At 73.0% G+C, this 25,745-nt stretch carries 24 protein-coding genes and 1 tRNA gene; 14 read left to right on the top strand and 11 right to left on the bottom strand.

All coding sequences use genetic code 11. From position 1 onward, the window contains the following. Positions 1–109: 109 nt before the first annotated feature. The 3 genes from gltB to QWZ14_RS16365 form a co-directional block, all read right to left on the bottom strand. On the bottom strand, positions 110–4,639 hold the full coding sequence (gene gltB, locus QWZ14_RS16375; RefSeq protein WP_290317819.1) for a glutamate synthase large subunit: 4,530 nt from the start codon (positions 4,637–4,639) through the stop codon (positions 110–112). Between the two features lie 5 nt (positions 4,640–4,644). Continuing rightward, entirely contained in the window at positions 4,645–6,087 is a 1,443-nt protein-coding gene (locus tag QWZ14_RS16370) for an NAD(P)-dependent oxidoreductase (protein WP_290317818.1), read from the bottom strand. Positions 6,088–6,304: 217 nt separating this feature from the next. Then, positions 6,305–7,264, bottom strand: a complete 960-nt coding sequence (locus QWZ14_RS16365; RefSeq protein WP_290317817.1) for a complex I NDUFA9 subunit family protein — start codon at positions 7,262–7,264, stop codon at positions 6,305–6,307. Positions 7,265–7,430: 166 nt separating this feature from the next. On the opposite strand from QWZ14_RS16365, the gene QWZ14_RS16360 reads away from it, so the two are divergent. The 7 genes from QWZ14_RS16360 to hpf all read left to right on the top strand — a co-directional run bounded on the left by QWZ14_RS16360 (position 7,431) and on the right by hpf (position 13,260). Then, positions 7,431–7,517: transfer RNA gene (locus QWZ14_RS16360), tRNA-Leu, on the top strand. Positions 7,518–7,654: 137 nt separating this feature from the next. Beyond that, the gene (locus QWZ14_RS16355; RefSeq protein WP_290317894.1) at positions 7,655–8,227 is read left to right on the top strand and encodes a ribonuclease D; all 573 of its coding nucleotides are present in this window, start codon (positions 7,655–7,657) and stop codon (positions 8,225–8,227) included. A 219-nt stretch (positions 8,228–8,446) separates the two neighbouring features. Continuing rightward, positions 8,447–9,175, top strand: coding sequence for an LPS export ABC transporter periplasmic protein LptC (lptC, locus tag QWZ14_RS16350; protein ID WP_290317816.1), 729 nt, complete (start codon positions 8,447–8,449; stop codon positions 9,173–9,175). Continuing rightward, a complete protein-coding gene (locus QWZ14_RS16345) occupies positions 9,172–10,188 on the top strand; it encodes an LptA/OstA family protein (RefSeq protein WP_290317815.1) in 1,017 nt (338 codons plus the stop codon). The genes lptC and QWZ14_RS16345 overlap by 4 nt, the downstream gene beginning before the upstream one ends. Further along, a complete protein-coding gene (gene lptB / locus QWZ14_RS16340) occupies positions 10,185–10,973 on the top strand; it encodes an LPS export ABC transporter ATP-binding protein (RefSeq protein WP_290317814.1) in 789 nt (262 codons plus the stop codon). Before QWZ14_RS16345 ends, lptB begins: the two co-directional genes overlap by 4 nt. A gap of 43 nt (positions 10,974–11,016) precedes the next feature. After that, positions 11,017–12,501, top strand: a complete 1,485-nt coding sequence (rpoN, locus tag QWZ14_RS16335) for an RNA polymerase factor sigma-54 (protein ID WP_290317813.1) — start codon at positions 11,017–11,019, stop codon at positions 12,499–12,501. A 135-nt stretch (positions 12,502–12,636) separates the two neighbouring features. After that, positions 12,637–13,260: a ribosome hibernation-promoting factor, HPF/YfiA family gene (hpf, locus tag QWZ14_RS16330; protein WP_290317812.1), complete on the top strand. Its 624-nt coding sequence runs from the start codon at positions 12,637–12,639 to the stop codon at positions 13,258–13,260. 74 nt (positions 13,261–13,334) lie between these two features. On the opposite strand, the gene QWZ14_RS16325 is transcribed toward hpf, so the two are convergent. Then, on the bottom strand, positions 13,335–13,580 hold the full coding sequence (locus tag QWZ14_RS16325) for a DUF1150 family protein (protein ID WP_290317811.1): 246 nt from the start codon (positions 13,578–13,580) through the stop codon (positions 13,335–13,337). A gap of 85 nt (positions 13,581–13,665) precedes the next feature. Then, the gene (locus QWZ14_RS16320; RefSeq protein WP_290317893.1) at positions 13,666–14,115 is read right to left on the bottom strand and encodes an Hsp20 family protein; all 450 of its coding nucleotides are present in this window, start codon (positions 14,113–14,115) and stop codon (positions 13,666–13,668) included. A 184-nt stretch (positions 14,116–14,299) separates the two neighbouring features. Here QWZ14_RS16320 and def point away from each other — a divergent pair, with 184 nt between their 5' ends. Genes def through truA form a run of 3 tightly spaced genes read left to right on the top strand, consistent with a single transcriptional unit; the run spans position 14,300 to position 16,493 of the window. Beyond that, on the top strand, positions 14,300–14,827 hold the full coding sequence (gene def, locus QWZ14_RS16315; protein ID WP_290317810.1) for a peptide deformylase: 528 nt from the start codon (positions 14,300–14,302) through the stop codon (positions 14,825–14,827). Next, on the top strand, positions 14,827–15,732 hold the full coding sequence (fmt, locus tag QWZ14_RS16310) for a methionyl-tRNA formyltransferase (RefSeq protein WP_290317809.1): 906 nt from the start codon (positions 14,827–14,829) through the stop codon (positions 15,730–15,732). Before def ends, fmt begins: the two co-directional genes overlap by 1 nt. Continuing rightward, entirely contained in the window at positions 15,732–16,493 is a 762-nt protein-coding gene (gene truA / locus QWZ14_RS16305; protein ID WP_290317808.1) for a tRNA pseudouridine(38-40) synthase TruA, read from the top strand. Before fmt ends, truA begins: the two co-directional genes overlap by 1 nt. 100 nt (positions 16,494–16,593) lie before the next feature. Here the strand turns inward: truA and QWZ14_RS16300 are convergent, their stop codons facing one another. From QWZ14_RS16300 to dapD, 4 genes are read right to left on the bottom strand one after another with little or no spacing between them, the layout of a single operon-like run. Continuing rightward, positions 16,594–17,898, bottom strand: coding sequence for a leucine-rich repeat-containing protein kinase family protein (locus QWZ14_RS16300; protein ID WP_290317806.1), 1,305 nt, complete (start codon positions 17,896–17,898; stop codon positions 16,594–16,596). Between the two features lie 8 nt (positions 17,899–17,906). Then, positions 17,907–18,461, bottom strand: a complete 555-nt coding sequence (locus tag QWZ14_RS16295; protein WP_290317805.1) for a hypothetical protein — start codon at positions 18,459–18,461, stop codon at positions 17,907–17,909. A gap of 53 nt (positions 18,462–18,514) precedes the next feature. Then, positions 18,515–19,648, bottom strand: coding sequence for a succinyl-diaminopimelate desuccinylase (dapE, locus tag QWZ14_RS16290; RefSeq protein ID WP_290317804.1), 1,134 nt, complete (start codon positions 19,646–19,648; stop codon positions 18,515–18,517). Beyond that, positions 19,648–20,484 carry a 2,3,4,5-tetrahydropyridine-2,6-dicarboxylate N-succinyltransferase gene (dapD, locus tag QWZ14_RS16285; protein ID WP_290317803.1) on the bottom strand — a complete coding sequence of 279 codons (837 nt, stop codon included), beginning with the start codon at positions 20,482–20,484 and terminating at the stop codon, positions 19,648–19,650. Before dapD ends, dapE begins: the two co-directional genes overlap by 1 nt. Before the next feature lie 130 nt (positions 20,485–20,614). On the opposite strand from dapD, the gene QWZ14_RS16280 reads away from it, so the two are divergent. After that, the gene (locus QWZ14_RS16280; protein WP_290317802.1) at positions 20,615–22,048 is read left to right on the top strand and encodes a sensor domain-containing diguanylate cyclase; all 1,434 of its coding nucleotides are present in this window, start codon (positions 20,615–20,617) and stop codon (positions 22,046–22,048) included. A gap of 28 nt (positions 22,049–22,076) precedes the next feature. Here QWZ14_RS16280 and QWZ14_RS16275 read toward each other — a convergent pair whose 3' ends face one another. Beyond that, positions 22,077–22,232: a hypothetical protein gene (locus QWZ14_RS16275; protein ID WP_290317801.1), complete on the bottom strand. Its 156-nt coding sequence runs from the start codon at positions 22,230–22,232 to the stop codon at positions 22,077–22,079. 21 nt (positions 22,233–22,253) lie between these two features. Here QWZ14_RS16275 and QWZ14_RS16270 point away from each other — a divergent pair, with 21 nt between their 5' ends. After that, the gene (locus tag QWZ14_RS16270) at positions 22,254–23,300 is read left to right on the top strand and encodes a DUF2336 domain-containing protein (RefSeq protein WP_290317800.1); all 1,047 of its coding nucleotides are present in this window, start codon (positions 22,254–22,256) and stop codon (positions 23,298–23,300) included. Between the two features lie 35 nt (positions 23,301–23,335). Here the strand turns inward: QWZ14_RS16270 and QWZ14_RS16265 are convergent, their stop codons facing one another. Then, positions 23,336–24,064 (bottom strand): transporter substrate-binding domain-containing protein, encoded by a 729-nt coding sequence (locus tag QWZ14_RS16265; RefSeq protein ID WP_290317799.1) that lies wholly within the window; start codon positions 24,062–24,064, stop codon positions 23,336–23,338. 135 nt (positions 24,065–24,199) lie between these two features. On the opposite strand from QWZ14_RS16265, the gene QWZ14_RS16260 reads away from it, so the two are divergent. Beyond that, positions 24,200–25,351, top strand: coding sequence for a phytanoyl-CoA dioxygenase family protein (locus QWZ14_RS16260; RefSeq protein ID WP_290317797.1), 1,152 nt, complete (start codon positions 24,200–24,202; stop codon positions 25,349–25,351). A 13-nt stretch (positions 25,352–25,364) separates the two neighbouring features. After that, a complete protein-coding gene (locus QWZ14_RS16255; RefSeq protein WP_456307247.1) occupies positions 25,365–25,718 on the top strand; it encodes a VOC family protein in 354 nt (117 codons plus the stop codon). Positions 25,719–25,745: the final 27 nt, after the last annotated feature.

Genomic DNA, 25,745 nt, shown 5'->3' with positions numbered 1-25,745 from the left:
TGCGGCAGCTTCGGAAGCGGCAACCGTGACGCGAGAGCGGCAAATCTGCCCCCCTCGCCCCCGGATCGCCCGGCGGCGGCCACCGAGCATGGCCGCCGCCGCCGGCTTGCTACTCGGCCGCCACCGCCGCCGGGTCCTGCATCGGCGCGGCGAGGTAGCGGGCGTATTCCTTCGGCACCACGTGCCAGAACCGGCCGCGCTCCTGCGCCCAGTCGTTCAGCAGCCGGGCGCCGAGGCGGGAGCCGGTCTCGGCGACGTGGCGGGCGAGCAGGGCCTGCAGCTCCGCCTCCCAGTGGCTGGAGGCGAGGCGGGACCAGAGCAGCGTCTCGGGATTGACCCGGCGCTCGAAGGTGTCGTCGGCGTCGTACAGGAAGGCCACGCCGCCGGTGAAGCCGGCGCCGAAATTGTCGCCGACCGGGCCGAGGATCACCACCGTGCCGCCGGTCATGTACTCGCAGCCATTGGCGCCGCAGCCCTCGACCACGGCCAGCGCACCCGAGTTGCGGACCGCGAAGCGCTCCCCGGCCTGGCCGCCGGCAAACAGCTCGCCCGCGGTCGCGCCATAGAGGCAGGTGTTGCCGATGATGGTGTTCTCGTTCCAGACCAGCGCCGAGGAGGGCGCCGGGCGCACCACGATGCTGGCGCCCGAGAGCCCCTTGCCGACGTAGTCGTTGGCATCGCCCAGCACCTCGAGCTTGAGGCCGCGCACCGCGAAGGCGCCGAGCGACTGCCCGGCGGTGCCGCGCAGCCGCACCGTGAGGTGGCCCGGCTGCAGGCCGGACATGCCGAACTTGCGGGTGATCTTGCTGCTGATCTTGGTGCCGATGGCCCGGTGGGTGTTCCGGATGTTGTACTGCAGCTGCATCTTCTCGCCCCGCTCGAACAGCGCGGCGGCGTCGCGGATCATGTCGGCATCGAGGGTCTCGGGAACCTCGTTGCGGCCTTCCAGCGTGCAGTAGCGGGCATGCGGGCCGGCATCGGCCTGCACCAGCAGCGGGTTGAGGTCGAGGTCGTCGAGATCCTCCGAGCCGCGGCTGACCTGCTTCAGCAGGTCGGTGCGGCCGATGACGTCGACCAGCTTGCGGACGCCGAGGCTGGCCAGGATCTCCCGCACTTCCTCCGCGACGAAGGAGAAGAGGTTGATCACCTTCTCCGGGGAGCCCGCGAATTTCTGCCGCAGCGTCTCGTCCTGGGTGCAGACGCCGACCGGGCAGGTGTTGGAATGGCACTGCCGCACCATGATGCAGCCCATCGCCACCAGCGAGGCGGTGCCGATGCCGAATTCCTCGGCGCCCAGCATGGCGGCGATGACCACGTCGCGGCCGGTCTTGATGCCGCCGTCGGTCCGCAGCTTGACCCGGTGCCGCAGCCGGTTGAGCTGGAGCACCTGATGGGTCTCGGAGAGCCCCATCTCCCAGGGCAGGCCGGCGTATTTGATGCTGGTCTGCGGGCTGGCGCCGGTGCCGCCGGAATGGCCGGAGACCAGGATGGCATCCGCCTTGGCCTTGGCGACGCCGGCGGCGATGGTGCCGATGCCGGAGCGGCTCACCAGCTTCACCGTGACCGTCGCATCCGGGTTGATCTGCTTCAGGTCGTAGATGAGCTGCGCCAGATCCTCGATCGAGTAGATGTCGTGGTGCGGCGGCGGGGAGATGAGGGTCACGCCGGGCGTGGAATGGCGCAGCTTGGCGATCAGCCCGCTGACCTTGAAGCCGGGCAGCTGGCCGCCCTCGCCGGGCTTGGCGCCCTGGGCGACCTTGATCTCGATCTCGCGGCAGGCGTTCAGGTACTCGGCGGTGACGCCGAAGCGGCCGGAGGCGATCTGCTTGATGGCGCTGTTGGCGTTGTCGCCGTTGGCGCGCGGGGTGGCGCGGGCGGGATCCTCGCCCCCTTCCCCGCTGTCCGACTTGGCGCCGATGCGGTTCATCGCGATCGACAGCGTCTCATGCGCCTCGGGGCTCAGCGCGCCGAGCGAGATGCCGGGGGCGATCAGGCGCTTCCGGATCTCGGTGATGCTGTCGACTTCCTCGAGCGGCACCGGGGTGCGGCCCTCGGTGCGGAAGTCGAGCAGGTCGCGCAGCGCGACCGGCGCCTGGCGGCGGACCGCGTCCGAGTAGCGCTTGAACTTGGTGTAGCTGTCGGTCTCGACCGCATCCTGCAGGGTATGGATCAGCCCGCCGTCGAAGGCATGGCTCTCGCCGCGCAGCCGCCGCTTGTAGAGTCCGCCGACCGGCAGGGTGACCACATCGGCGTCCCAGGCACGGGCATGCAGCGCCAGCACCCGGCGGGCGATGCCCTGCAGGCCGATGCCGGAGATGCGGCTCGGCACGCCGGGGAAGAATTCGGCGACGAGGGCGCGGGAGAGGCCGATGGCCTCGAAATTCATCCCCCCGCGGTAGCTGCTGATGACCGAGATGCCCATCTTGGACATCACCTTCAGCAGCCCCTTGTCGACCGCCTTCTTGTAGTGCGCCACGCATTCCGGCAGCGGCGTGTCGCCGAACAGCCCGCGGCGGTGGCGGTCGGCGATGCTCTCCTGCGCGAGGTAGGCGTTCACCGTGGTGGCGCCGGCGCCGATCAGCACCGCGGCGTAGTGCACGTCGAGACATTCGGCCGAGCGGATGTTGAGGCTGGTGAAGGTCCGCAGCGAATGCTTCACCAGGTGGGTGTGCACGCCGCCGACCGCCAGGATCATCGGGATCGGCACGCGGGCGGCGCCCTGGTGCTGGTCGGTCAGGATGATGTGGGCGCAGCCCGAGCGCACCCCCTCCTCGGCCTCGCGCCGGATGCGGTCGATGGCGCGGCGCAGCCCGGCCTCGCCCTCCTCGACCGGGAAGGTGCAGTCGACCTCGCAGGCGGTCGCGCCCATGTACTGGCGCATGGCGCCGAACTCGCTGTTCGACAGCACCGGGCTGTCGAGCATGAGCATGTCGCACTGGGTCGGGTCCTCGTCGAGGATGTTCCCGAGGTTGCCGAGCCGGGTCTTCAGCGTCATCACCCGCGTCTCGCGCAGGCTGTCGATCGGCGGGTTGGTGACCTGGCTGAAGGTCTGGCGGAAGTAGTGGTGCAGGCCGCGGTAGTGGCCCGAGAGCACCGCGATCGGGGTGTCGTCGCCCATGCTGCCGATGGCCTCGGCGCTGTCCTCGACCATCGGGTGCAGGATGGTCTCCAGCTCCTCGAGGGTGTAGCCGACCGCGAGCTGGCGGCGGCGCAGCTCCTCGCCGCGCAGGATCTCGGGCTCATGCGCCTCGGCGCGGACGATCTCGTCGATCCGGGTGGTGCGCTCGGTCCAGCGGCCGAAGGGGTGGCGGGCCGAGAGCGCGTCCTTCAGCGCGGCGTCGCCGTAGAAGGTGCCGGTCTCGAGATCGACGCCGATGCACTGGCCGGGGCCGACCCGGCCCTTCGAGACCACCAGATCCTCGGCCACCTTCACCATGCCGGTCTCGGAGCCGACGATCAGCAGCCCGTCCGCGGTCTGGGTGTAGCGCAGCGGGCGGAGGCCGTTGCGGTCGAGCCCGGCGATGACCCAGCGGCCGTCGGTCGCGGCGATGGCGGCGGGCCCGTCCCAGGGCTCCATCACCGCGTTGCAGTAGAGGAAGAGGTCGCGGTGCGGCTGCGGCATGGTCGCATTGGCGCCGAGGCTCTCGGGGATCAGCATCGACTTCGCCATGGGCGCGTCGCGGCCGCCGCGGACCAGCAGCTCGAAGACGTTGTCGAGGGTCGCGGTGTCCGAGCCGCCGGCCTGGACCACCGGCTTGATGTCCTCGAGATGGGCATCGAGCAGCGGATGCGACAGCCGGGTCTCGTGGCTCTTCATCCAGTTGACGTTGCCGTGCAGCGTGTTGATCTCGCCGTTGTGGGCGAGCATGCGGAAGGGCTGCGCCAGCTTCCAGGTGGGGAAGGTATTGGTGCTGTAGCGCTGGTGGTAGATGGCGAAGCGCGAGGTGAAGCGGGCATCGAGCAGGTCGGGGTAGAAGACCGAGAGGCTCTCGGCCAGGAACATGCCCTTGTAGATCAGCGACCGGCAGGAGAGCGAACAGAGATACAGTTCGCTGATCTGCGCCGCGATCGCCTGCTTCTCGATCTTGCGGCGGATGACGAAGAGGTCGCGCTCGTAGATCGCCTCGTCGCGCAGCTCGGGGTCGTAGATCAGGATCTGCTCGATCTCGGGCCGCGTCGCATTGGCCTTCTCGCCGATGCAGGCGACGTCGATCGGCACCTGGCGCCAGGAATAGATGGCGTAGCCGGCCGCCAGGATCTCGCTCTCGACGATCTGGCGGCAGCGCTCCTGGGCGCCGAAGTCGGTCTTGGGCAGGAAGACCATGCCGACCGCGATGCGGCCCGGGCGCATGCGGTCGCCGCCGCGCTGCACCACCTCGGCGAAGAAGTCCTGCGGGATCTCGATGTGGATGCCGGCGCCGTCGCCGGTCTTGCCGTCGGCGTCGACGGCGCCGCGGTGCCAGACCGCCTTCAGCGCATCGATGCCGGCCTGGACCACCTGGCGGGAAGGCTTGCCATTGATGGCGGCGACGAGGCCGACGCCGCAGGCGTCGTGCTCGGTGGTGTCGACATGCGCCTCGGCCAGGGTCGCCAGGTTGGCGCGGTAGCCGTCGATGAACTCGCTGCCGGATTCTGTCATGGGGATCACTCCGCCGCCACGGCGAGCGCCGCGGTCGCCTTGGACGTCACATAGGCATCGATCTGGTCGGCGGCGTCGCGGCCGTCGCGGATGGCCCAGACCACGAGCGAGGCGCCGCGGACGATGTCGCCGCCGGCGAAGACGCCGGGCAGGCTGGTCATCATGGTGCGCTGATGCACCTTCAGCGTGCCCCAGCGGGTGACCGCGAGGTCGGGCTCGCCGAACATCGCCGGCTGGTCCTCGGGGTCGAAGCCGAGCGCCTTGATGGCGAGGTCGCAGGGGAGGGTGAAGCCGCTGCCGGCGATGGTCGCCACCTGCTGCCGCCCGGTCGCGTCGGGCAGGCCGAGGTGCATGCGGCTGGCGCGGACGCCCGTCACCTTGCCCTCCCCGACGAAGGCTTCCGGCGCGGCGAGCCAGGTGAACTCCACCCCCTCCTCCTCGGCGTTCTTCACCTCCCGCATCGAGCCGGGCATGTTGGCCTTGTCGCGGCGGTAGAGGCAGGTGACGCTGGTCGCGCCCTGGCGGACGGCGGTGCGGACGCAATCCATGGCGGTGTCGCCGCCGCCGACGACCACGACCCGCTTGCCCCTGGCGTCCAGCGCGCCGGAGGTGAACTCCGGCACCGCGTCGCCGAGGTTGTCGCGGTTCGAGGCGGTGAGGTAGTCGAGCGCCGGGACGATGCCGGCGAGCCCGCTGCCCGGGGTCTCGATGTCGCGCGCCCTGTAGACGCCGGTGCCGATGAAGACCGCGTCGTGCCGGGAGCGCAGCTCGGCCATGGTGACGTCGGTGCCGACGGCGACGTTCAGGTGGAAGTGGATCCCCCCCGCCTCGTACTGCTGCCAGCGGCGGAGGACGACCTCCTTCTCCAGCTTGAAGTTCGGGATGCCGTAGATCATCAGCCCGCCGACGCGGTCGTAGCGGTCGTAGACATGGATCTGGTAGCCGCGGCCGCGCAGCCGCTCGGCGACCGCGAGGCCGGCCGGGCCGGCGCCGATGATGCCGATGCTCTGGGGCCGTTCCTGGCGCGGGCTCGGCGGCTTGACCCAGCCGTTCTCCCAGGCGGTATCGGTGATGTACTTCTCGACCGCGCCGATGGTGACGCTCTCGAAGCCCTTCTCGATGACGCAATTGCCTTCGCACAACCGGTCCTGCGGGCAGATGCGGCCGCAGATCTCGGGGAAGGTATTGGTCGCGGCGGCGATCTCGTAGGCTTCCTCGAGCCGGCCCTCGGCGGTGAGCTTCAGCCAGTCCGGGATGTTGTTGTTCAGCGGGCAATGCACCGAGCAGAAGGGCACGCCGCACTGGCTGCAGCGGCTGGCCTGCTCGGCCGCGGCGCCGGCGGCGAATTCGCGGTAGATCTCGCCGAAATCCTCGCGGCGGGCCGAGACGGGACGCTTCTCGGGCTGCGCCTGGTGAAGGCGGACGAATTGCAGCATGCGTTCGGCCATGGCCGGGGTCCCCGCTTTCTGGTCCGGGGCGTCGGGCGCGCGCGGCGCCGCAGCCGCCCGGGCTGACATCTGTGACGCAGCATTACGGCTCCCGGATACGGGAGGCGAGTCCTTTTTGGCCGATAGGACAGCAGCGCTGACCTATTATCGGCATTCCGTCACCCGGGGTTAGCTTCCCGGTATGATATGCCCGGCGCTTCGGTCCGATTCGGACCTTTCAGCCGACGAGCTGCGGCCGGCGGCCGCCGCCGCTGCGGAAGCGCTGGAGGTAGCCCGGCACCACCGCCTCCAGCGCCTTGGGCGCGATGCCGAGATCGGCGAGGCCCAGCGACCCTGCGGCGACGACATTGTCCCGCTGCAGCATCAGCAGCTGGTCCTGGGTCAGCGGCGGGTTGGGCAGGAAGCGGCCGATGGCGACCTGCAGCTTCACCAGCGCGGCCGGCAGGTCGACCAGCGGGCGGTGGTGGCCGGTGGTGTCGAGGATGAAGCGCAGCAGCTCGCGGAAGCTGGCGACGCGGGGGCCGCCGAGCTCGAAGGTCTTGCCCACCGCATCCTCGCGCGTCGCGGCGGCGATGACCGCATCCGCGACATCCCCGACATAGACCGGCTGGAAGCGGCTGGCGCCGGCCACCACCGGCATGATCGGCAGCATCCGGGCGAGGCCGGCGAAGCGGTTGAAGAACTGGTCCTCCGGCCCGAAGACGATGGAGGGACGAAGGATGGTGACGGCCGGGAAGGCGCTGCGAACCGCGGCCTCGCCGGCGGCCTTGGTCCGGCCGTACTGGCTCGGGCTGGACGGGTCGGCGCCGATGGCCGAGAGGTGCACCAGCCGCTCCACTCCCGCGGCGGCGGCCAGCCGGGCGATGCGGCCGGCGCCCTCGGCCTGGATGCGCTGGAAGTCGCCCGCCTTCGATTCCTGCAGGATCCCGACCAGGTTCACCACCAGGTCGGCGCCGGCGATGGCGCGGGCGCAGGCGCCCTCGTCCGCCACGCCGGCGCTGAGCGGGACGATCTGGCCGACGCTGCCCTGGGTCTGCAGGAAGCGGGCGCCGGCCGGATTGCGCCCGGCGACGCGCACCACGTAGCCGCGGGCGGCCAGGCGCTGCACCACGTAGCGGCCGATGAAGCCGGCGCCCCCGAAGACGGTGGCGACGTGGCGGTTGGTGGACTGGCGCATGCGAGGTGGCTCCGGCCGAAGGGCGTGTCAGGGCGGCGGCGCGGACCATATGTCTGGCGCGGTGCGGCGCCAAGCCGGTAAGGGCCACGAGGACGCTTGACGGCCGGATCGGGCCCCTCTATCAGGCCGCTCCCGGCGATGATCGAAGCCGGGTGCCGCGACCTTTGCCCAGGTGGTGGAATTGGTAGACGCGCTGGCTTCAGGTGCCAGTAACCGCAAGGTTGTGAAGGTTCGAGTCCTTTCCTGGGCACCACTCTCCGCGGCGGGGAAATATCCTTGGGGATCACCCTGTTTTCCCCGGCCCGGCGCAGCCGCGGCACCCCTGCGAGGACCCGCACCGTGATCAGCCTGCACCGGCATGACCTGCCCGACGGCCTCGACCTCGGGCCGATGGTGGCGATCGACACCGAGACCATGGGCCTCAACCCGCACCGCGACCGGCTCTGCCTGGTCCAGCTCTCGTCCGGCGACGGCAACGCGCATTGCGTGCAGATCATCCCCGAGAGCCTCGGCGGCCGCGGCGCGGCGTGCCCGAACCTGAAGCGGATGCTGGCCGATCCCGGCACCACCAAGCTGTTCCATTTCGCCCGCTTCGACTGCGCCGCGCTGCACCACGCCCTCGGCATCACGGTGGCGCCGGTGGTCTGCACCAAGGTCGCGGCCAAGCTGGTGCGGACCTTCACCGACCGGCACGGGCTGCAGGGCCTCTGCAAGGAGCTGCTCGGGGTCGAGATCTCGAAGCAGCAGCAATCCTCCGACTGGGGCGCCCCGGAGCTCACCCCGGAGCAGCTCGCCTATGCCGCCTCCGACGTGCTCTACCTGCATGCGCTCTGGGCCCGGCTGGAGGGGCTGCTGCGGCGCGAGGGGCGGCTGGAGCTGGCCGAGGCCTGCTTCCGCTTCCTGCCGGCCCGCGGCGCGCTCGACCTTCTGGGCTATGCCGAACCCGATATCTTCGCGCATTAGCCGCGGCGCCGGGCCGTTCCGATTGCGGAAATTTAGTCTGCTTGTCAAGGGTCGCGCCGCGGTTGGCACGATTCTTGTCCCGGCGGCATCGCGGCGCGTTGACCCCCGCGCCAGGCCAGCCCATAGATGCGCGGTGAGCATCGCCCTCCCCCGCCGCCCCGACCGGGTCCGGCCCCCGGCACGGCCCGTCGCGCGGCGCCCGGTGGCTGCATCCCGTCCATGATGGCCAATCCCTCCCCGCCCGGCCGGCCGCCGGCGCAGCGCCTGGATGGGCTCGGCGCCGGCCCGCGGGACGCCGCCGAGGACGGTCCCGGCCGGCAGATGCTGGCGCTGTCGCGGGAGCGGCGCGGGCTGAGCCGCGGCCAGCTCGCGCGGCGGCGCTTCGCCGTGCGCTGGACCAAGCGGCTGCTGCCGGCGCTGGCCCTGGCGCTGCTCTCGGCCGTGGTCTTCTGGCCCGAGATCGAGGGCAACGAGGACCGCTCCCGGGTCAGCTTCCGCCGCACGGTGCAGCCGCGGGCGGAGGGGCTGCGGGTGGTCAATCCGCGCTACCAGGGAATCGACGACCTGAACCGGCCCTTCACCATCACCGCCGACGCGGCGCAGCAGGAAGGCGCGACCCAGATCCTGAACCTCGAGGAACCCCGCGGCGACCTGCTGCTGACCGACGGCGCCTGGATCTATGTCCAGGCCCGGACCGGGCGCTTCGACCGGCCGGCCAACCACCTCGACCTGGCCGGGGCGGTGACGATCTACCACGACAGCGGGCTGATGCTGCTGACCGAGGCCGCCGCGGTGCAGCTGGACGCGGGCAGCGCCAGCGGGGATACGCCGGTGGCGGCCCAGGGCAGCTTCGGCACCCTGACCTCGGAGGGCTTCCGCCTGACCGAGCGCGGCGCCGTGGTGGTCTTCACCGGGAATGCCCATGCGGTGCTGGAGGGCAAGCGATGAGACGGGTGCTGCGGGCGGCGATGCTGGCCGGGACGGCCCTCGGCTGGCCCCTCCTGGCCTGGGGCCAGGGCCTCGACCTCTCCCAGGGCGGGCCGGTGGACGTGACGGCCTCCGACGGGATCGAGTGGCGGCAGGCCGAGCAGGTGGTGATCGCCCGCGGCAATGCCCGGGCGGTCCGCGGCGGCGTGACCGTGGATTCGGACCGGCTGATGGCGCGCTACCGGCCGCAGGCCCGCGCCGGGGCGGCCCCGGCCCCGCCCCCCGCCGCCGGCCCGGCGACGGCGCCGGACGAGGCGCTCGGCGGCGGCAGCGAGATCTGGCGGCTGGAGGCGGAGGGCCGCGTCCGCATCACCTCCGCCACCGACGTCGCCCGCGGCGACCGCGCGGTCTATGACATCGACCAGGCGGTGCTGGTGCTGACCGGGCGCGACCTCTCGCTGACCACGGCGCAGCAGGTGATCACCGCGACCGACAGCCTGGAGTACTGGTCGCAGCGCAAGATGGCGGTCGCCCGCGGCAATGCCGTGGTGGTGGACAATGCCGAGGGGCGGCGGATCACCGCCGATACCCTCGTCTCCTACTTCCTCGACGGGCCGGGCACCGCGCCATCCGCGCCAAGGCCGGCCCCGCCCGTGGCCGCCGCCGGGGCGGCCGGGCGGGAGCCGCCGGGCTCGGGCAAGCTCGACCGGGTCGAGGCCTTCGGCAATGTCGAGATCCGCACCCCGACCGAGGTCGTGCGCGGCAGCCGCGGCGTCTACAGCGCGGCGACCGGCATGGCCCGGCTGCTGGGCGACGTGCGGATCACCCGCGGCGACAACCAGGTCAATGGCCAGGAGGCCATCGTGAACATGCGGACCGGCGTGGCGCGGCTGGTCTCCGCCCCCGGCGCCCGGGTGCAGGGGCTGATCCTGCCGAACCAGAACCCGGACCAGCCGGGGGAACCGGCCGCGGGCCAGCCCCGGGGACAGGGGGGCGCGACCCAACCCGCGACGCCGGAGCGCCGTAGCCGATGAACAGCCATTCCCCCCTCCCCACCGCAGCCCCCGGCACCCCGCCGCTGCGCAGCCTCGACGGCGAGGGCGGGCTGGTGGCGGTCGGCCTCGGCAAGCGCTACCGCAAGCGGCCGGTGGTGCGCGGAGTCTCGATCAACCTCAAGCGGGGCGAGGCGGTGGGGCTGCTCGGGCCGAACGGCGCCGGCAAGACCACCACCTTCTACATGATCACCGGGCTGGTGCAGCCGGACGAGGGACGGGTGATCATGGACGGCCACGACGTCACCACCCTGCCGATGTACCGCCGCGCCCGGCTCGGCCTCGGCTACCTGCCGCAGGAGGCCTCGATCTTCCGCGGCCTCTCGGTCGAGGACAACATCCGCGCGGCGCTGGAAGTGGTGGAGCCGGAGCGCGACCGGCGCGAGCAGATGCTGGACGAGTTGCTGGCCGAATTCGGCATCGCCCACCTGCGCCGCGCCCCGGCGCTGGCGCTCTCGGGCGGGGAGCGGCGGCGCTGCGAGATCGCCCGCGCCCTGGCCACCCACCCCAGCTACATCCTGCTGGACGAGCCGCTGGCGGGCATCGACCCGATCGCGGTCGGCGAGATCCGCGACTTGGTGAAGCACCTGAAGAACCGCGGCATCGGCGTGCTCATCACCGACCACAACGTCCGCGAGACGCTCGAGATCATCGACCGGGCCTATATCCTGCACGACGGCCAGGTGCTGATGGAGGGGCTGCCGCACGACATCGTGGCGCATGAGGGCGTGCGCCGGGTCTACCTCGGCGAGCGGTTCAGTTTGTGACCAGCCCCGGCCCGGCTGATCGGCCGATCGGGGCCCTCTAGCCATGAGCATGGCGCCGCGCCTCGACCTGCGGCAGTCGCAGTCGCTGGTGATGACGCCGCAGCTGCGGCAGGCGATCAAGCTGCTGCAATCCTCGAACCTCGAGGTCACCGCCTTCGTCGAGGAGGAGCTGGAGCGCAACCCGCTGCTGGAGCGCGACGAGCGGGTGCTGGCCGGGCCGGACGACGGGCACCGGGTCGATACCGCCCCCCTGGTCGCCGAGGGCGCGGACAGCCATGCGGCGGCGGTCTCGGAGACCCTGCCGGCCGAGGCGGCGGCGCCGCTCGATGCCGACTTCGAGAATGTCTACGACCAGGGCGGCGGCTACGAATCCCCCTACGGCAAGGGCGGCCGGGCCGATTTCGGCGAGGAGCTGTCCGGCGTCGACGACCTGGCGGCGCAGGGCCAGACGCTGCGCGAGCACCTGGGCGAGCAGGCTCGGCTGACCTTCGAGAGCCCGCGCGACCGGCTGATCGCCGCCCAGATCCTGGCGCTGGTGGATGCCGCCGGGCGGCTGCCGGTCGAGGATGCCCGGCTCGCCGCCGCCATGGGCTGCGCGGTCGAGGTGGTGGCGGCGGTCCGCCACCGGATGCAGCGCTTCGACCCGGTCGGGATGTTCTGTCGCAACCTGTCGGAGTGCCTCGCGGTGCAGCTGGCCGAGAAGAACCGGCTGGACCCGGCGATGCGGGCGCTGCTCGACAACCTCGAGCTGCTGGCCCGGCGCGACCGGGCCGGGCTGATGGCGGTCTGCGGCGTCGATGCCGAGGACCTCGGCGACATGATCGCCGAGATCCGGCGGCTGGACCCGAAGCCGGGGGCGAGCTTCGACCAGCAGCCGGCGCCGGCGCTGGTGCCCGACGTGCTGATGCGCCGCGCCCCCGACGGCGGCTGGATCCTGGAGCTGAACCCGGAGACCCTGCCGCGCGTGCTGGTCAACCGCGGCTTCCATGCCAAGTGCCAGGTCGGCGCCCGCAGCAAGGACGACAAGGCCTTCCTGGCGGAGAAGCTGCAGAGCGCCAACTGGCTGCTGAAAAGCCTGGAGCAGCGCGCCAACACCATCCTGAAGGTGGCCGGGGAGATCGTCCGGCGCCAGGACGGCTTCTTCCGCCACGGGGTCGAGTACCTGCGGCCGCTGATCCTGCGCGACGTGGCCGAGGAGGTGCAGATGCACGAAAGCACCGTCTCCCGCGTCACCGCCAACAAGTACATCGCCACCCCGCGCGGCACCTTCGAGCTGAAGTACTTCTTCACCACCGCCATCGCCGGCACCCATGGCGGCGAATCCCACAGCGCCGAGGCGGTGCGGCACCGCATCCGCGGCATGATCGACCAGGAGGATGCGGAGGCGGTTCTGTCCGACGACGCAATCGTCGAGCGACTGCGGCAGGAAGGCGTGGACATCGCCCGTCGAACGGTGGCCAAATACCGGGAGGCGCTGCGCATCCCATCATCGGTGCAGCGCAAGCGGGAGAAGGCCGTCCCGGCCTGACCCTGCCGGCCGGCAGGTCGCCATCCCCTGCCGCCGGCATGACCCTGCGGCGCATGCCGGGGGGGCAGTCCCCCCGGGTCACCGCCGGTTCGCCGGGCGGCCCTTCCGGTTTACCGGGAAGGAGGGTCTGTCCACATGCACATCACTGTCGCGGGCAAGCAGGTCGAGACCGGCGAGGCGCTGAAGACGCACGTCAGGGAGGGTCTCACGATCATTGCCCGCAAGTATTTCGACCATGCGCTGGAGGCGAACGTCACCTTCCGGCGCGACGCGAAGGGCCGGATGGGGGCCTTCTTCGCCTGCGACATTAACCTCAAGGCCGGCCGCAACCTGTTCATGCGGGGCGAGGGCGAGGGGGTCGACGCCCACAAGGCCTTCGAGGTCGCCGCCGAACATGTCGCCAAGCGGCTCCGGCGCTACCGCCGGCGGGTGAACGACCACGCCCGCAGCCTGGCCGACGAGCGGCCGGATGCCGCCGAGGCGGCGACCGCCTACGTGCTGGAGGCCGAGCCCGAGGAGGAGGCCGAGGGGGCCGCGACCGAGGAGCCTGAGGCCGAGCAGCCGGAGGCCGGGCACAGCGCCATCATCGCCGAGCAGCCCAGCTTCATCGCCCGGCTGACGGTGCGGGAGGCGGTGATGCGGCTCGACCTGACGCACCAGCCGGTGCTGATGTTCCGCAACAGCGGCTCGGGCGCGCTGGCGGTGGTCTACCGGCGGCCGGATGGCTGCGTCGGCTGGATCGACGCCAACCCGGGCTGAGCCCGGCATGAAAAAGGGCCGCGATGCCCGGCATCGCGGCCCCTAGGCTTCGCCCGGACGAGCCGCCCGGCGGCTCAGTGCACCAGGACGGCGGCCAGCTCGTGCTGCTCGATGGCGGCGATCGCCGCTTCCGCGTTCGGCGCCGCCCCGATCGGGGTGCCGTCGGCGGCATGGATGGAGATGGCGGCGACGCCGTTCACCACCACCGGGCGGATATAGGCGATCTGCTGCACGCCGAACCGGGCCCAGTCGGCCATCGAGAGGTGGCGCAGCGCGAAGGCCGCGGCGGGCGGGGCATCGGACGAGAAATCATGGTTCATAACGGTCTCTCCTGTTGGCATGGCCGAATGGCCCATGCGGCGGGGCGCCCGGCGGCGGTCGGCCGCAATGGCACGCCCCAAAGCGTCAGCCGCGGTTGCTCCGCCCCTCGACGATCGGCATGGCGGCGACCTTCGCCCCCATCCCGCGGGACGGCACCGCGCCCCTGGGCGCGGCGTGGTGGCCCTGGCTGCCGTTGATCGGGATGCTGCGGACCCGGACTTCCGGCTGCGGCCGTTGCAGGTCCACGTGCAGCAGCCCGTTGTCCAGCCAGGCGCCCTCGACCTCGATCCCCTCCGCCAGCACGAAGGCCCGCTGGAACTGGCGGGCGGCGATGCCGCGGTGGAGGAAGATCCGGCCCTCGCTGTCGTCCCGCTGGCGGCCGCGGATCACCAGCTGGTTGTCTTCCTGGGTGATCTGCAGGTCGTCCATCGAGAAGCCGGCGACCGCCAGGCTGATCCGCAGCCGGTTCTCCGCGGTCTGCTCGATGTTGTAGGGCGGGTAGCCATCCGAATTCTTGGCGACGCGGTCGAGCATCTGTTCCAGGTGGTCGAAGCCGAGGAACAGCGGTGAGCCGAAAACCGATGGACGCGACACGCGGAGCCTCCTCAGGTGGAGCGAAGCGGGCGGCCGGACCCGAAGCATCCGGCCGGGTCCAGATGTTGTCGGCGGCGGCTTCGGTTGCAAGGGGGTGGCGCCGGGGCTACATCGCCCATCCGCCATGACAGACCCTGAAACCCTGCCGATCCTCCTGGTTCCCGACCCCCGCCTTCGGGCCAAGGCGCGCGCCGTCGCGCCGGCGGATGGCGATGCCGTCCGCGCCCTCGCGCCGCGCATGCTGGACGCCATGTACAAGGCCCCGGGCATCGGCCTCGCGGCGCCGCAGGTGGGCACGCTGCTGCGCCTGGTGGTGGTCGACCTGCAGAAGGACGACACGCCGGACCCGATGGTGCTGGTGAACCCCGAGATCGTCGCCGCGAGCAAGGAGCTGGCGGCGCGGGAGGAGGGCTGTCTCTCCCTGCCCGGCCAATTCGCCGAGGTGACCCGCCCGGCCCGGGTGAAGCTGCGCTACCTCGACCTCGGCGGCGCCAGGCGCGAGATCGAGGCGGAGGGGCTGCTTGCGACCTGCCTGCAGCACGAGGTCGACCACCTCGACGGCGTGCTCTTCGTCGACCACATCAGCGCCCTGAAGCGGAACATGCTGCTGCGCAAGCTGGCCAAGGAGCTCAAGGCCAAGGTGCGGGACTGATGCGGCTCGCCTTCATGGGCAGCCCGGATTTCGCGGTGCCGGCGCTGCGGGCGCTGCAGGCGGCGGGCCACGAGATCGCCGCGGTCTACTGCCAGCCGCCGCGCCCGGCCGGGCGCGGGCAGCGGGAGGCCCCCTGCCCGGTCCACCGGGCGGCGCTGGCGCTGGGCCTGCCGGTGCGGACCCCGGCCCGGCTGCGCAAGGACGCGGCCGAGCACGCCGCCTTCGCCGCGCTCGGGCTGGAGGCGGCCGTCGTCGCGGCCTATGGGCTGATCCTGCCGCAGGCCATGCTCGCGGCGCCGCGGCGCGGCTGCCTCAACATCCACGCCTCGCTGCTGCCGCGCTGGCGCGGGGCGGCGCCGATCCATGCCGCGATCCTGGCCGGCGACGCCGAGACCGGCGTCACCATCATGCAGATGGACGCGGGGCTGGACACCGGCCCGATGCTGCTGCGCGGCACGGTGCCGATCGGCCCGCGGTCCACGACGCCGGAGCTGCACGACACCCTGGCCGAGCTGGGCGCGCGGCTGGTGCTGGAGGCGCTGGAGCGCGACCCGCCGGCGGTGCCGCAGCCCGAGGCCGGCATGACCTATGCCCCGAAGCTGACCAAGGACGACGCCCGGCTCGACTGGTCGCTGCCGGCCGCGGCGCTGGACCGCCGGGTGCGGGCGCTGAACCCCTGGCCGGGCACCGCCTTCCGCCAGGGCGGCGAGGCGATCCGGGTGCTGGAGGCCGCCCCCGCCGAGGGGTCCGGCGCGCCGGGCACCGTGCTGGATGCGGCCGGGCTGGTCGCCTGCGGCGAGGGCGCGCTGCGGCTGCTGCGGCTGCAGCGGCCGGGGCGTGGGCCGATGCCGGTCGCGGATTTCCTGCGGGGGTTCCCGCTGCCGGTAGGAACGGTGCTCGGGTAGTGCCCCTCTACGCCCTGACCCTGGAATACGACGGCGGCCCCTTCGTCGGCTGGCAGCGGCAGGAGAACGGGCTCTCGGTCCAGCAGGTGCTGGAGGAGGCGGCGGCGAAGCTGAACGGCGGGGTGGTCCCGGCCTCGGTCGCCGCCGGGCGGACCGATGCCGGGGTGCATGCCGAAGGCCAGGTGGCGCAGCTCGGGATCGACCGCGAGCTGCCGCCCGAGCGGCTGCGGGAGGCGCTGAACTTCCACACAAGGCCGCATCCGGTGGCGGTGGTGGCCGCGGCCCTGGCCCCCGCGGGCTGGAATGCCCGCTTCTCGGCCATCCACCGCGGCTACCGCTACCGCATCCTCAACCGCCGGGCGCGGCCGGCGCTGGAGCTGGGCCGGGTCTGGCACGTGCAGCAGCGGCTCGATGCGGCGGCGATGCACGACGCCGCGCAGCGCCTGCTGGGGCGGCACGACTTCTCCGCCTTCCGCGCCGCCGCCTGCCAGGCGAAAAGCGCGATGCGCACCCTCGACCGGCTGGAGGTCAGCCGGCAGGGCGACGAGGTGGTGATCGTGGCCGAGGCCCGCAGCTTCCTGCACCACCAGATCCGCAACCTCGCCGGCACCCTGCTGGAGGTCGGCCAGGGCAAGCGCGGCGTCGAATGGCCGCGGCGGGTGCTGGACGGCGCCGACCGGACCCGGGCCGGGCAGACGGCGCCGGCCGAGGGGCTGTGCTTCGGCTTCGTGCGCTACGCGCAGGAGCCCGACTGGGTCTAGAGCGGTTTCCGTTCGCAGTGGCTCACGGAGCCCGCTCTAGCCTGTTGTTCTGGCGAGCAAATATCTCCGGCCTGATGCGTCCATCAGATCGGAGTTTGCTCTAGGCCGCCGGCAGCATCGCCAGCGCCTCGGCCAGCAGCGGCCGGGCGGCGACCTCGGGCTGCACGCAGGCCGCCTCCATCGCCCGGGCGGCCGCCGGCGCCGCCGCGCAGCGGTCGAGCAATTCGCCGAGCAGCAGCCCCCAGGCCCGCACCTCGATCCGTTGCAGCCTCTCGCCCAGGGCGCCGGACGGCAGGCAGGCGGCGGCGCCGAGGTCGCTCAGCACCGCCGCCCCCGCCGTGCCGTCCCAGAGCACGTTGTGGGCATAGAGGTCGCCATGCAGCAGGCCGCGCCCATGCAGGTGCGCCGCCGCCGCGCCGATGCCGCGGGCGAGCCGCAGCGCCACCTCCGCATCCAGCCGCAGCGCCGGGTCATAGACATCGCGGCTGCAGCTCTCGAGGCTCGGCGGCCCGGCCAGCACCCGCCAGGCAACCGGCAGCAGCGGCATGACCAGGCCCTGCAGCGCCTCGGGATGCCCGGTCAGCCGGCCCAGCGCGCCGATCAGGTTGGGGTGGCCGCCGGCGGCGAGGCAGGCGGCCATCTCCCGCTCCGGCAGGCCGTCGCTGGTCATGGCGCCCTTGAACAGCTTGAGCGCCACCGGGCGACCGTCCCATGCCGCCGCATGGACCCGGCCGGAGGCGCCCTCCCCCAGCAGCGCCCCGGGCACCAGATCCGACCAGGCCACCGGCGTGGCGGCGGGCACCGCCCCGGGGTCCTCCCTGGGGTCCTTCCCTGGGCCCTCGCAAGGGTTGCCGGCCATGGCCAGCCAGGCCAGCGACGGCAGCGCCCCGACCCAGGGCGGCAGCGTCGCGAAGCGGTTGGCGGCGATGCGCAGCAGCTCGAGGCGGCCGGCGCCGGCCAGCCCCTCGGGGAGCCGGTCCAGCCGGTTGCCGGAGAGCATCAGCTTCTGCAGCGCCGGCCGTTCCCCGAGCGCCGCGGGCAGGCTGGCCAGGTGGTTGTCGGTCAGGGTGAGCCAGCGCAGCGCCGGCGGCAGCGCCTCGGCCGGGACCTCGGCGAGGGCGCTGCCGCGGCAGCCGAGCTGGCTCAAGGCCAGGCAATCCCCCAGCACCGGCGGCAGCCGGCCGAAGCGGTTGCCCGAGCCGAAGAAGACCCGCAGCCGGCGCAGCCGGCCGAAGGACGGCGGCAGCGCCGCCAGCGCATTGCCGCTGAGGTCGAGCAATTCCAGCGTATCGGCGAGGCCGAGGATCTCCGCGGGGAATTCCGTCAGCCCGAGCCCGGCCAGGCGCAGGCTGCGCGCCCCGGCGAGGTCGCCGCGGCGAAGGGCGTGCAGCGCATCCGGGCGCATCGCCGGCCTCAGCCTTCCGTCAGCCGCGCCACCAGCCCGCCGACGAAGATGCCGAGCGCGAGGTCGAGCAGCACGAAGGCCGCCGCCCGGCCGCCGGCGATGCGCAGCGCCGACTTGGCGACAAACCATTCGAGCCAGAGCGCATAGCCCAGCGCCGCCAGCCCGAGCCCATGCGCCAGCAGCGGCGGCAGGCCGAGCGAGGCCGGCACGGTCAGCGCCAGCAGCACCAGGTACTGCACCACATTGGCCCAGTTCCAGGCGGCGATGAACTGCGGCCATTCGGCCTTCCGGCCGCTGGCCTCGGCCAGCGGCAGGGTGGCCAGGGCGAAGCCGGCCCAGGTGCAGGCATAGCCCAGCAGCTCCGCCGTCAGCCCGCGGCCGAGGCTCGCCGGGCCGACCTCGGCCCAGGCGAAGAGCCGCAGCGCCAGGAAGCCGGGCAGGCAGAGCGCCGCGGCCCAGAAGCTGCGGGCGACGCCGCCCGGGCCCGCCTCGATCAGCATTAGCCCCTCGGGCCGGCCGCGCGCCAGCAGCAGCGCCCCGCGCAGCCCGGCCTCGATCACCATCTTCAGCGGCGGCGGGCCGAGCGGTGGGGGGCCGGCAGGCGGGGGCGGCAGGCTCAGCGCAGGCTCTCCTCGAGGACCAGGCGATAGAGCGTGGCGAGGTCGCGGAGTTCCGCGACGGGGACGCATTCATCGACCTTGTGCATCGTTGAGCCGACGCCGCCGAGCTCGGCCACCGGGCAGAAGCGGGCGATGAAGCGGGCGTCCGAGGTGCCGCCGCCGGTATCGAGCGTGGCGGGGCGGCCGGTGGCGCGTTCCACTGCGCGCTGCAGGCCATCCACGAAGGGGCCGGGCGACGTCAAAAAACTCTCGCCGGAGCAGTCGATGCGCATCTCGTAGCGGGCCCCCTCGGCGCGGAGGGCGGCATGGAGATGCTCGGTCAGGCCGGCGCTGGTGTGGAGGTCGTTGAAGCGGATGTTCAGCATCGCCCGCGCCTCGGCGGGGATGACGTTGTTCGCGGTGTTGCCGACGTCGAAGCCGGTGACCTGAAGCGTCGTCGCCTCGAAGAATTCGCTGCCCTGGTCGATCGGCGCGGCGGTGAGCCGGTGCAGGACGCGGACAAGGCGGTGGATCGGGTTGTCGGCGCGCTGCGGATAGGCGCTGTGGCCCTGGGTGCCGAACAGGGTGATGTAGGCGGTCATGCTGCCGCGGCGGCCGACCTTGACGATGTCGCCGAGTGCGGCGCGCGAGGTGGGCTCCCCCACCAGCGCCATGTCGGGGATGTGGCCGGTCTCGGCCATCCAGTCGAGCACGCGGGTGGTGCCGTCCTTGGCCGGGCCTTCCTCGTCGCCGGTGATCAGCAGGCTGATGCTGCCGGCGTGGTTGGGGTTGGCGGCGAGGAAGTCGGTGAGGCCGGCGACGAAGGCGGCGATGCCGCCCTTCATGTCGCAGGCGCCGCGGCCGTAGAGCGTGCCGTCGCGGACGACGCCCGAGAAGGGGCCGTCGGTCCAGCCCTGCTCGCCCGGCGGGACCACGTCGGTATGGCCGGCGTAGCAGAAATGCGGGCTTTCGGTGCCGCGCCGGGCGAACAGGTTCTCGGTCTCGCCGAAGCGCATGCGGTGGCAGGCGAAGCCGAGCGGGGCGAGGGCCGCCTCCAGCACACCCAGCGCCCCGGCATCGGCCGGGGTGACGCTCGGGCAGCGGATCAGCGCCTGGGCCAGCGGCACCGGGTCGGTGGGGGTGTTCGACATCAGTCGCGCAGCAGCTCGTTGATCGAGGTCTTGGAGCGGGTCTGGGCATCGACCGTCTTCACGATGACGGCGCAGTAGAGGCTCGGGCCGGGCGTGCCGTCCGGCAGCGGCCGGCCGGGCAGCGTGCCGGGGACCACCACGGAATAGGCGGGCACGCGGCCGATGTGGACCTCGCCGGTCGCGCGGTTGATGATTTTGGTGCTGGCGCCGAGGAAGACGCCCATCGACAGCACTGCGCCGCGCTCGACCACCACGCCCTCGGCGACCTCGGAGCGGGCGCCGATGAAGCAGTCGTCCTCGATGATGACCGGGTTGGCCTGGAGCGGCTCCAGCACGCCGCCGATGCCGACGCCGCCCGAGATGTGGACGTTCCTGCCGATCTGGGCGCAGGAGCCGACGGTCGCCCAGGTATCGACCATGGTGTTGCGGTCGACATAGGCGCCGACGTTGACGAAGCTCGGCATCAGCACCACGCCCGGGGCGATGTAGGCGGATTTGCGGACCACGGCGCCGGGGACGGCGCGGAAGCCGGCATCCTTGAAGCGGTTCGGCCCCCAGTCGGCGAATTTCAGCGGCACCTTGTCGTAGGCGCCGGCCGCGGTGTCCATCGGCGCGGAATCGACCAGCCGGAAGGAGAGCAGCACCGCCTGCTTGGCCCATTGCCTGACCTGCCAGGTGCCGCCCGCATCGGCCTCGGCGACGCGGAGCTGGCCGCTGTCCATCGCCTCGAGCGCCGCCATGACCACCGCCCGGTCGTCGCCGCCGGTCGCGGAGGAGACGGTGTCCCGGCGCTCCCACAATGCTTCGATCGGGGCCTGGAGGCTGGCATACGACATGGGGCAAGGTCCTCGGCGGCGCTGCGGGGAATGGCGGCGGACCATGCCGATGCCGGCGCGCCGCTGTCAACGCGGCAGGGGAGCGCCGGGGTTAACCGGTCCTTCAGCGGGGCGGTTCAAGGTCCGCGGCATGGACATGGCCCAGGACACCCCTGCCCCCGCGCCCGCCGCCGTCCCGTCGCAGGCCACGGTGCCGGTGCTGCGCGGCGCGCTGCTGGAATCCCGCCAGCGCTGGCGGGACTTCACCCAGCTCGCCGCCGACCTGGCCTTCGAGACGGATGCGGCGGGGCGCCTCACCTTCCTGGCGCCGGATCCGGCGCTGGGCTGGCCGGAGGGCGCGCTGCTGGGCCAGCCGGCCAGCGACCTGCTGCTGCACACCGAGCCCGACCCCTTCCGCCCGCCGGCCGGCGGCCGGCCCGGCGGCGGCCGCGGCATCCGGGCCTGGCTGCGCCAGGCGACGGGCGGGCCGGCCTGCTACAGCCTGGCGGTGGCACCGCTGCTGGATGCCGCGGGCGGCTTCGCCGGGCTGCGCGGCATCGGCCGCGACATCACCGCCGAGGTGCGGGAGGCCGATGCCCAGGCCGCCGGACTGCGCCGCGCCCAGGCGCTGGAGACGCTGCTGCGCCGGGTCCGCCGGCAGGTGCTGGCGCCGCGGATGCTCGCCGCGACCCTCGAGGCCCTGCCGCCGGCGCTCGGCTGCGCCGGCGCCGCGGTGCTGGAGGTGGGACCCTCCGGCCTGCCGGTGGTGACCCACCGGCATGGCGACGACCCGGGATCGCTGCTGGAGGCGGTCGGCACCCTGCTGAACGACGACGTGCCGAGCTATGCCGAGGGGCCCGGGCAGGAGGCGCTGGCGGTGCTGCCGCATCCGCAGCGCCGGGCGCCGCGGCATGCGCTGCTGGCCTGGCGGCCGCCGGGCGGGCGGCCCTTCGACGCGGACGACCGGCACCTGCTGGCCTCGGCGGCGGACCTGGTCTTCGTCGCGCTCGGCAACCAGGCGCTGCAGCAGGAGCTGGAGCTGCAGGCGCGGACCGATTCACTGACCGGCCTGCTGAACCGCCGCGCCTTCCTCGAGGATCTGCACCGGCGGCTCGAGCGGCTGAACATGGAGCCGTCCCGCTCGGGCGGGGCGGTGCTCTTCGTCGACCTCGACAATTTCAAGCCGCTGAACGACCGGATGGGGCATGAGGCGGGCGACCAGGCGCTGATCGCGGTCGGCCGGCTGCTGCGCGACATCGTCCGGCCGACCGATTTGGTGGCCCGCTTCGGCGGCGACGAATTCGCGGTCTGGCTGCAGGATGCCGATGCCGAGGCGGCGGGGATGCGGGCCGGGGCGATGTGCCGGACCGCGGTGGCGGTGCTGCCCGGGCTGATCCCCGGCTGCACCCTGCCGCTGACCTTCAGCATCGGCGGCGCGGTGCGGGCGGTGGATGGCTCGGACACGCCGGATACGCTGCTCGCCCGGGCCGATACCGCCATGTACACCGCCAAGCGCGGCGGCCGGAACGGCTGGCGGCTGGCGCCGGAGCCGCGCCACGAGGCCCCGCCGGCGGGGCGGGGCTGATGCCCCGCCCCACCTCCACCCCGCCGGGCTACGAGGACGCCAAGCGCCTGGCCCGCACCGGCGGGGAGGCGGCGCGCGTCGCCCTGGCCGCCCAGCCGGGCACGACGCCCGAGCTGCTGGTCTTCCTGGCGGCCGACGGCAGCGCGGCGGTGCGGGCGGCGATCGCCGCCAATGCCGCCGCCATGGCCCGGGNAGCAGCGCGGCGGTGCGGGCGGCGGTCGCCGCCAATGCCGCGGCGCCGGCCCGGGCGGACCGGCTGCTGGCCGGCGACGCCGACCCCCGGGTGCGGGCGGCGGTCGGCCGCAAGCTGGCGCCGCAGGCGCCGCAGCTGGAGGCCCGGGCCAGGGCGGCGGCCCAGGACCGGCTGGGGCTGCTCGGCTGGCAGACCCTCTGCGGCCTGGCCGGGGATGCCGCGGAGCAGGTCCGGGCGGTGATCGCCGAGGAGCTGAAGGCGATGCCGGAGGCGCCGCGGGAACTGATTTTGCAGCTGGCCGGCGATGCCGCCATGGCGGTGGCGGAGCCGGTGATCCGGCTGTCGCCGCTGCTGACCGAGGCGGACCTGCTGGCGCTGGTGGCGGCGCCGCCGGTGCCGGCCACCGTCACCGCCGTCGCCCGGCGGCCGGCGCTGAGCGAGGCGCTCTGCGAGGCCATCGTCGGCACCGCCGACGAGGCGGCGATCGGCGCCCTGCTCGGCAACGGCTCGGCCAGCATCCGGGAGCAGACGCTGGACGGGCTGATCGTGCAGGCGGCGACCCGCCTCGCCTGGCAGGAGGAGCTGGTGCGGCGGCCGTCGCTGTCGCCGCGGGCGCTGCGGGCGCTGGCGCTCTGCGTCGCCGGCCACCTGCTGGAAGGGCTGGCGGCGCGGCCCGAGCTGGAACCCGGGCTCGCCGCGCGGCTGCAGCGCCGGGTGGAGGCACGGCTGACGGCGGCGGCGCCCGAGCCGCCGGCCGAGCAGCACTTCGAGGAGGCGGCGATGCGCGGCGACCAGGCTGCCATGGTGGCCATGCTGGCGGCCCAGGCCGCGGTGCCGGCCGGCGCGGTGGAGCGGGCCGTCCGGCTGCGCAGCGCCAAGGCCCTGGTCGCGCTCTGCTGGCAAGCCGGCCTCGGCATGCGCTGCGCCCTGCTGGCCCAGAGCGCCCTGGGCCAGCTGCCGCCCGCCGCGCTGCTGCTGCCCGGCCCGGACAACGGCTGGCCGCTGACCACGGCGGAGATGCTCTGGCAGATCGAGCTGCTGGCGGTGCCGGCGGCCTGACCGGCGGGGTGGGGCGGCCAGGAGGGCGGCCGGCCTCAGCCGGCGGCGGGGGCGACCGACAGGCCCTTCGGCTTGTGCTGCTCGATCAGCCGGGCGACCAGGCCCGTCGCCTTCGCCTCCTCGACGAAGTCGCGCAGGAAGGCGGCGGCGGCGGCATTGGCGCGGGCGGTGCCGATCGCCTGCTGCACGGCGGTGAACTGGCCATCCAGGATGCGGGCGCCGGGCAGGCTGGCGAGGTCGGTCAGCAGCCGGGGACGCAGCCCGGCCAGCACCTCGAATTTCTCCTTCGTGAACAGCTCCAGCGCGGCGTCGAGGCTCGGCGTGCGGACCAGCGTCGCCTTGTGGATGTTGCGCTCGAGCCAGAGGTCGTAGGCGGCCCGGGCCGTCACGGCGATGCGGTTGCCCGGCTGGTCCACCTGATCGAGGCGCGTGATCGGCGAGCCGGCGGGGACCAGGTAGGTCGCTTCGATCTCGGCATAAGCGGCGGTGAAGGCGATCTTCTCGGCCCGCTGCGGCTCGGCGCCGATCAGCCCGATGTCCCAGGTATCGGTGCCGACCGCATCGGCCAGCTCGCCCGGCTTCGGGAAGGTCACGTACTGCACCGGCACGCCGAGCCTGTCGGCGATGGCGCGGGCCATGCCGGGGGAGACGCCCTCCGGCTCGCCCTCCGGGCTGCGGCCGGTGACGAGCAGGAAATTGCTGAGGTTGATGCCGGCGCGCAGCACCCCGGTCGGGGCGAGCTGCGCAAGGATCTCTGGGGTCATGCGATGGGTTCCGCTGCTGCCTGGACGTCGCCGGAAGCTTAGGCCCCGGCGGGCGCGGCTGTCACCCGAGGGGCCGGCCTTGCGCCGCCGGCCGGGGCGGACCTACCGTTCCCGCAAAATACCGGAGGATGCGGCATGAACCAGCTGGCACCGATCGACTACGGCCCGGAGGCCGCGGCCATGCAGGCCTATCTCCAGGCCGGCGAGGCCCGCGCCGCGGCGCTCGGCAACCGCGGACCGCTCCGCCTCGACGCGGACGGGAAGATCCACCCCGAGATCCTCGAGGCCTATTGGCGCTGCGGCTTCTATGTCTTCGAGGGCGTGCTGGGCGCCGCGGAGCTGGCCGACCTCGATGCCGACCTGAAGGACATCCTCGACCGGCTGCCGGCCGAGCGCGGCGCCGCGCTGGATGCCAAGGGCCGCCCGGCGCTGACGGCGGGGAATGCCGCCAATACCCTGTTCTGGTCCCGGCCGCTGGGCGACCCCTTCGGCGGCACGGACCTCGCCAACGGCCGCCACCCGGTGAAGATGTTCGAGCCGACGCCGGATGCGGCGGCGCCGAAGGAGGTGGTCTACCTCATCCTCGGCTCGCTGCAGTTCTCCGACGCGGCGCTGCGGCTCTATGCCCACCCGGCGCTGCTGGCCATGGCGGCGGCGGTGAACGGCGACGACTTCGTGCCCTTCAACGAGGCGATCTTCATCAAGGAGCCGGGGCGCGGCGCCTCGGTCGCCTGGCACCAGGACGGCGTCACGCATTGGGACAGCCCGGACTGGGACCAGGGCTCGCACGGCTTCAACTTCATGGCGCAGCTCTATGGCTGCACCGCGGCCAACGGGGTCTGGGTGGTCCCCGGCTCGCACAAGGGCGGCAAGGCGGACATCAAGGCCATGGTCGCGGCGGCGGGCGGCGAGCGGCTGCCGGAGGCGGTGCCCATCCTCTGCGCGCCGGGCGATGTCGCCATCACCAACCGGCAGGCGGTGCACGGCTCCTTCGCCAATACCAGCCGGGACTGGCGGGTGACCTGGAACTTCGGCTTCCACCGGCGGCGCTCGGTGCTCGGGGTGCGGGGCGGCGGGGTGCACAATGCGCCGGCGGTCTATGACGCCGAGCGCATCCGGGAGCGGGCGCGGCTGATCGGCCTCGGCATCGCGGCACGGCGGCAGCGCTTCCCGGAGGAGGCGCCCTTCGCCTATGCGCCGCAGGTGGCGAGCGACGAGCGCTTCACCTGGGATGCGGCGGCCAAGGCGGGGCTGCGCGACTACAACCTGCTCGACCTCAGCATCTAGGCGGCGGATGGCGGTGCGGCGGATCGTGGCGAACATCGCCGCGGAGCGGATCGGGGCCGCCAGGGCCTTCTACGGCGATGCGCTCGGGCTGAGGGTCGTCATGGACCTCGGATGGATCATGACCTTCGCGGGCGACGGCGGCATGGCGCCGCAGCTCAGCGTGGCGACCGAAGGCGGCTCGGGCACGCCGGTGCCCGACCTCTCCATCGAGGTGGACGACCTCGCCGCGACGCTCGGCCGGATGCGGGCCGCCGGCTTTGGGATCGAGTACGGCCCGGTGGCCGAGCCATGGGGCGTCGACCGCTTCCATGTCCGCGATCCCTTCGGGCGCCTGGTCAACATCCTGGAGCATCGGCCGCCCGCCTGACCCGGCGCCCGGCGGGGCACGCCGCCG

The organism is Paeniroseomonas aquatica (assembly GCF_030409335.1).
Classification (GTDB): Bacteria; Pseudomonadota; Alphaproteobacteria; order Acetobacterales; family Acetobacteraceae; genus Belnapia; species Belnapia aquatica.
The sequence above is the reverse complement of the archived record's forward strand: the minus strand, read 5'-3'. Positions and strand labels throughout refer to the sequence as shown.

Bases quoted from the DNA above. Each gene is read 5' to 3' on its own strand.
- gltB (WP_290317819.1), bottom strand. From the start codon at position 4,639: ATGACAGAATCCGGCAGCGAGTTCATCGACGGCTACCGCGCCAACCTG.
- QWZ14_RS16370 (WP_290317818.1), bottom strand. From the start codon at position 6,087: ATGGCCGAACGCATGCTGCAATTCGTCCGCCTTCACCAGGCGCAGCCC.
- QWZ14_RS16365 (WP_290317817.1), bottom strand. From the start codon at position 7,264: ATGCGCCAGTCCACCAACCGCCACGTCGCCACCGTCTTCGGGGGCGCC.
- QWZ14_RS16355 (WP_290317894.1), top strand. From the start codon at position 7,655: ATGGTGGCGATCGACACCGAGACCATGGGCCTCAACCCGCACCGCGAC.
- lptC (WP_290317816.1), top strand. From the start codon at position 8,447: ATGATGGCCAATCCCTCCCCGCCCGGCCGGCCGCCGGCGCAGCGCCTG.
- QWZ14_RS16345 (WP_290317815.1), top strand. From the start codon at position 9,172: ATGAGACGGGTGCTGCGGGCGGCGATGCTGGCCGGGACGGCCCTCGGC.
- lptB (WP_290317814.1), top strand. From the start codon at position 10,185: ATGAACAGCCATTCCCCCCTCCCCACCGCAGCCCCCGGCACCCCGCCG.
- rpoN (WP_290317813.1), top strand. From the start codon at position 11,017: ATGAGCATGGCGCCGCGCCTCGACCTGCGGCAGTCGCAGTCGCTGGTG.
- hpf (WP_290317812.1), top strand. From the start codon at position 12,637: ATGCACATCACTGTCGCGGGCAAGCAGGTCGAGACCGGCGAGGCGCTG.
- QWZ14_RS16325 (WP_290317811.1), bottom strand. From the start codon at position 13,580: ATGAACCATGATTTCTCGTCCGATGCCCCGCCCGCCGCGGCCTTCGCG.
- QWZ14_RS16320 (WP_290317893.1), bottom strand. From the start codon at position 14,115: ATGCTCGACCGCGTCGCCAAGAATTCGGATGGCTACCCGCCCTACAAC.
- def (WP_290317810.1), top strand. From the start codon at position 14,300: ATGACAGACCCTGAAACCCTGCCGATCCTCCTGGTTCCCGACCCCCGC.
- fmt (WP_290317809.1), top strand. From the start codon at position 14,827: ATGCGGCTCGCCTTCATGGGCAGCCCGGATTTCGCGGTGCCGGCGCTG.
- QWZ14_RS16300 (WP_290317806.1), bottom strand. From the start codon at position 17,898: ATGCGCCCGGATGCGCTGCACGCCCTTCGCCGCGGCGACCTCGCCGGG.
- QWZ14_RS16295 (WP_290317805.1), bottom strand. From the start codon at position 18,461: ATGGTGATCGAGGCCGGGCTGCGCGGGGCGCTGCTGCTGGCGCGCGGC.
- dapE (WP_290317804.1), bottom strand. From the start codon at position 19,648: ATGTCGAACACCCCCACCGACCCGGTGCCGCTGGCCCAGGCGCTGATC.
- dapD (WP_290317803.1), bottom strand. From the start codon at position 20,484: ATGTCGTATGCCAGCCTCCAGGCCCCGATCGAAGCATTGTGGGAGCGC.
- QWZ14_RS16280 (WP_290317802.1), top strand. From the start codon at position 20,615: ATGGACATGGCCCAGGACACCCCTGCCCCCGCGCCCGCCGCCGTCCCG.
- QWZ14_RS16275 (WP_290317801.1), bottom strand. From the start codon at position 22,232: ATGGCGGCGGCATTGGCGGCGATCGCCGCCCGCACCGCCGCGCTGCCG.
- QWZ14_RS16265 (WP_290317799.1), bottom strand. From the start codon at position 24,064: ATGACCCCAGAGATCCTTGCGCAGCTCGCCCCGACCGGGGTGCTGCGC.
- QWZ14_RS16260 (WP_290317797.1), top strand. From the start codon at position 24,200: ATGAACCAGCTGGCACCGATCGACTACGGCCCGGAGGCCGCGGCCATG.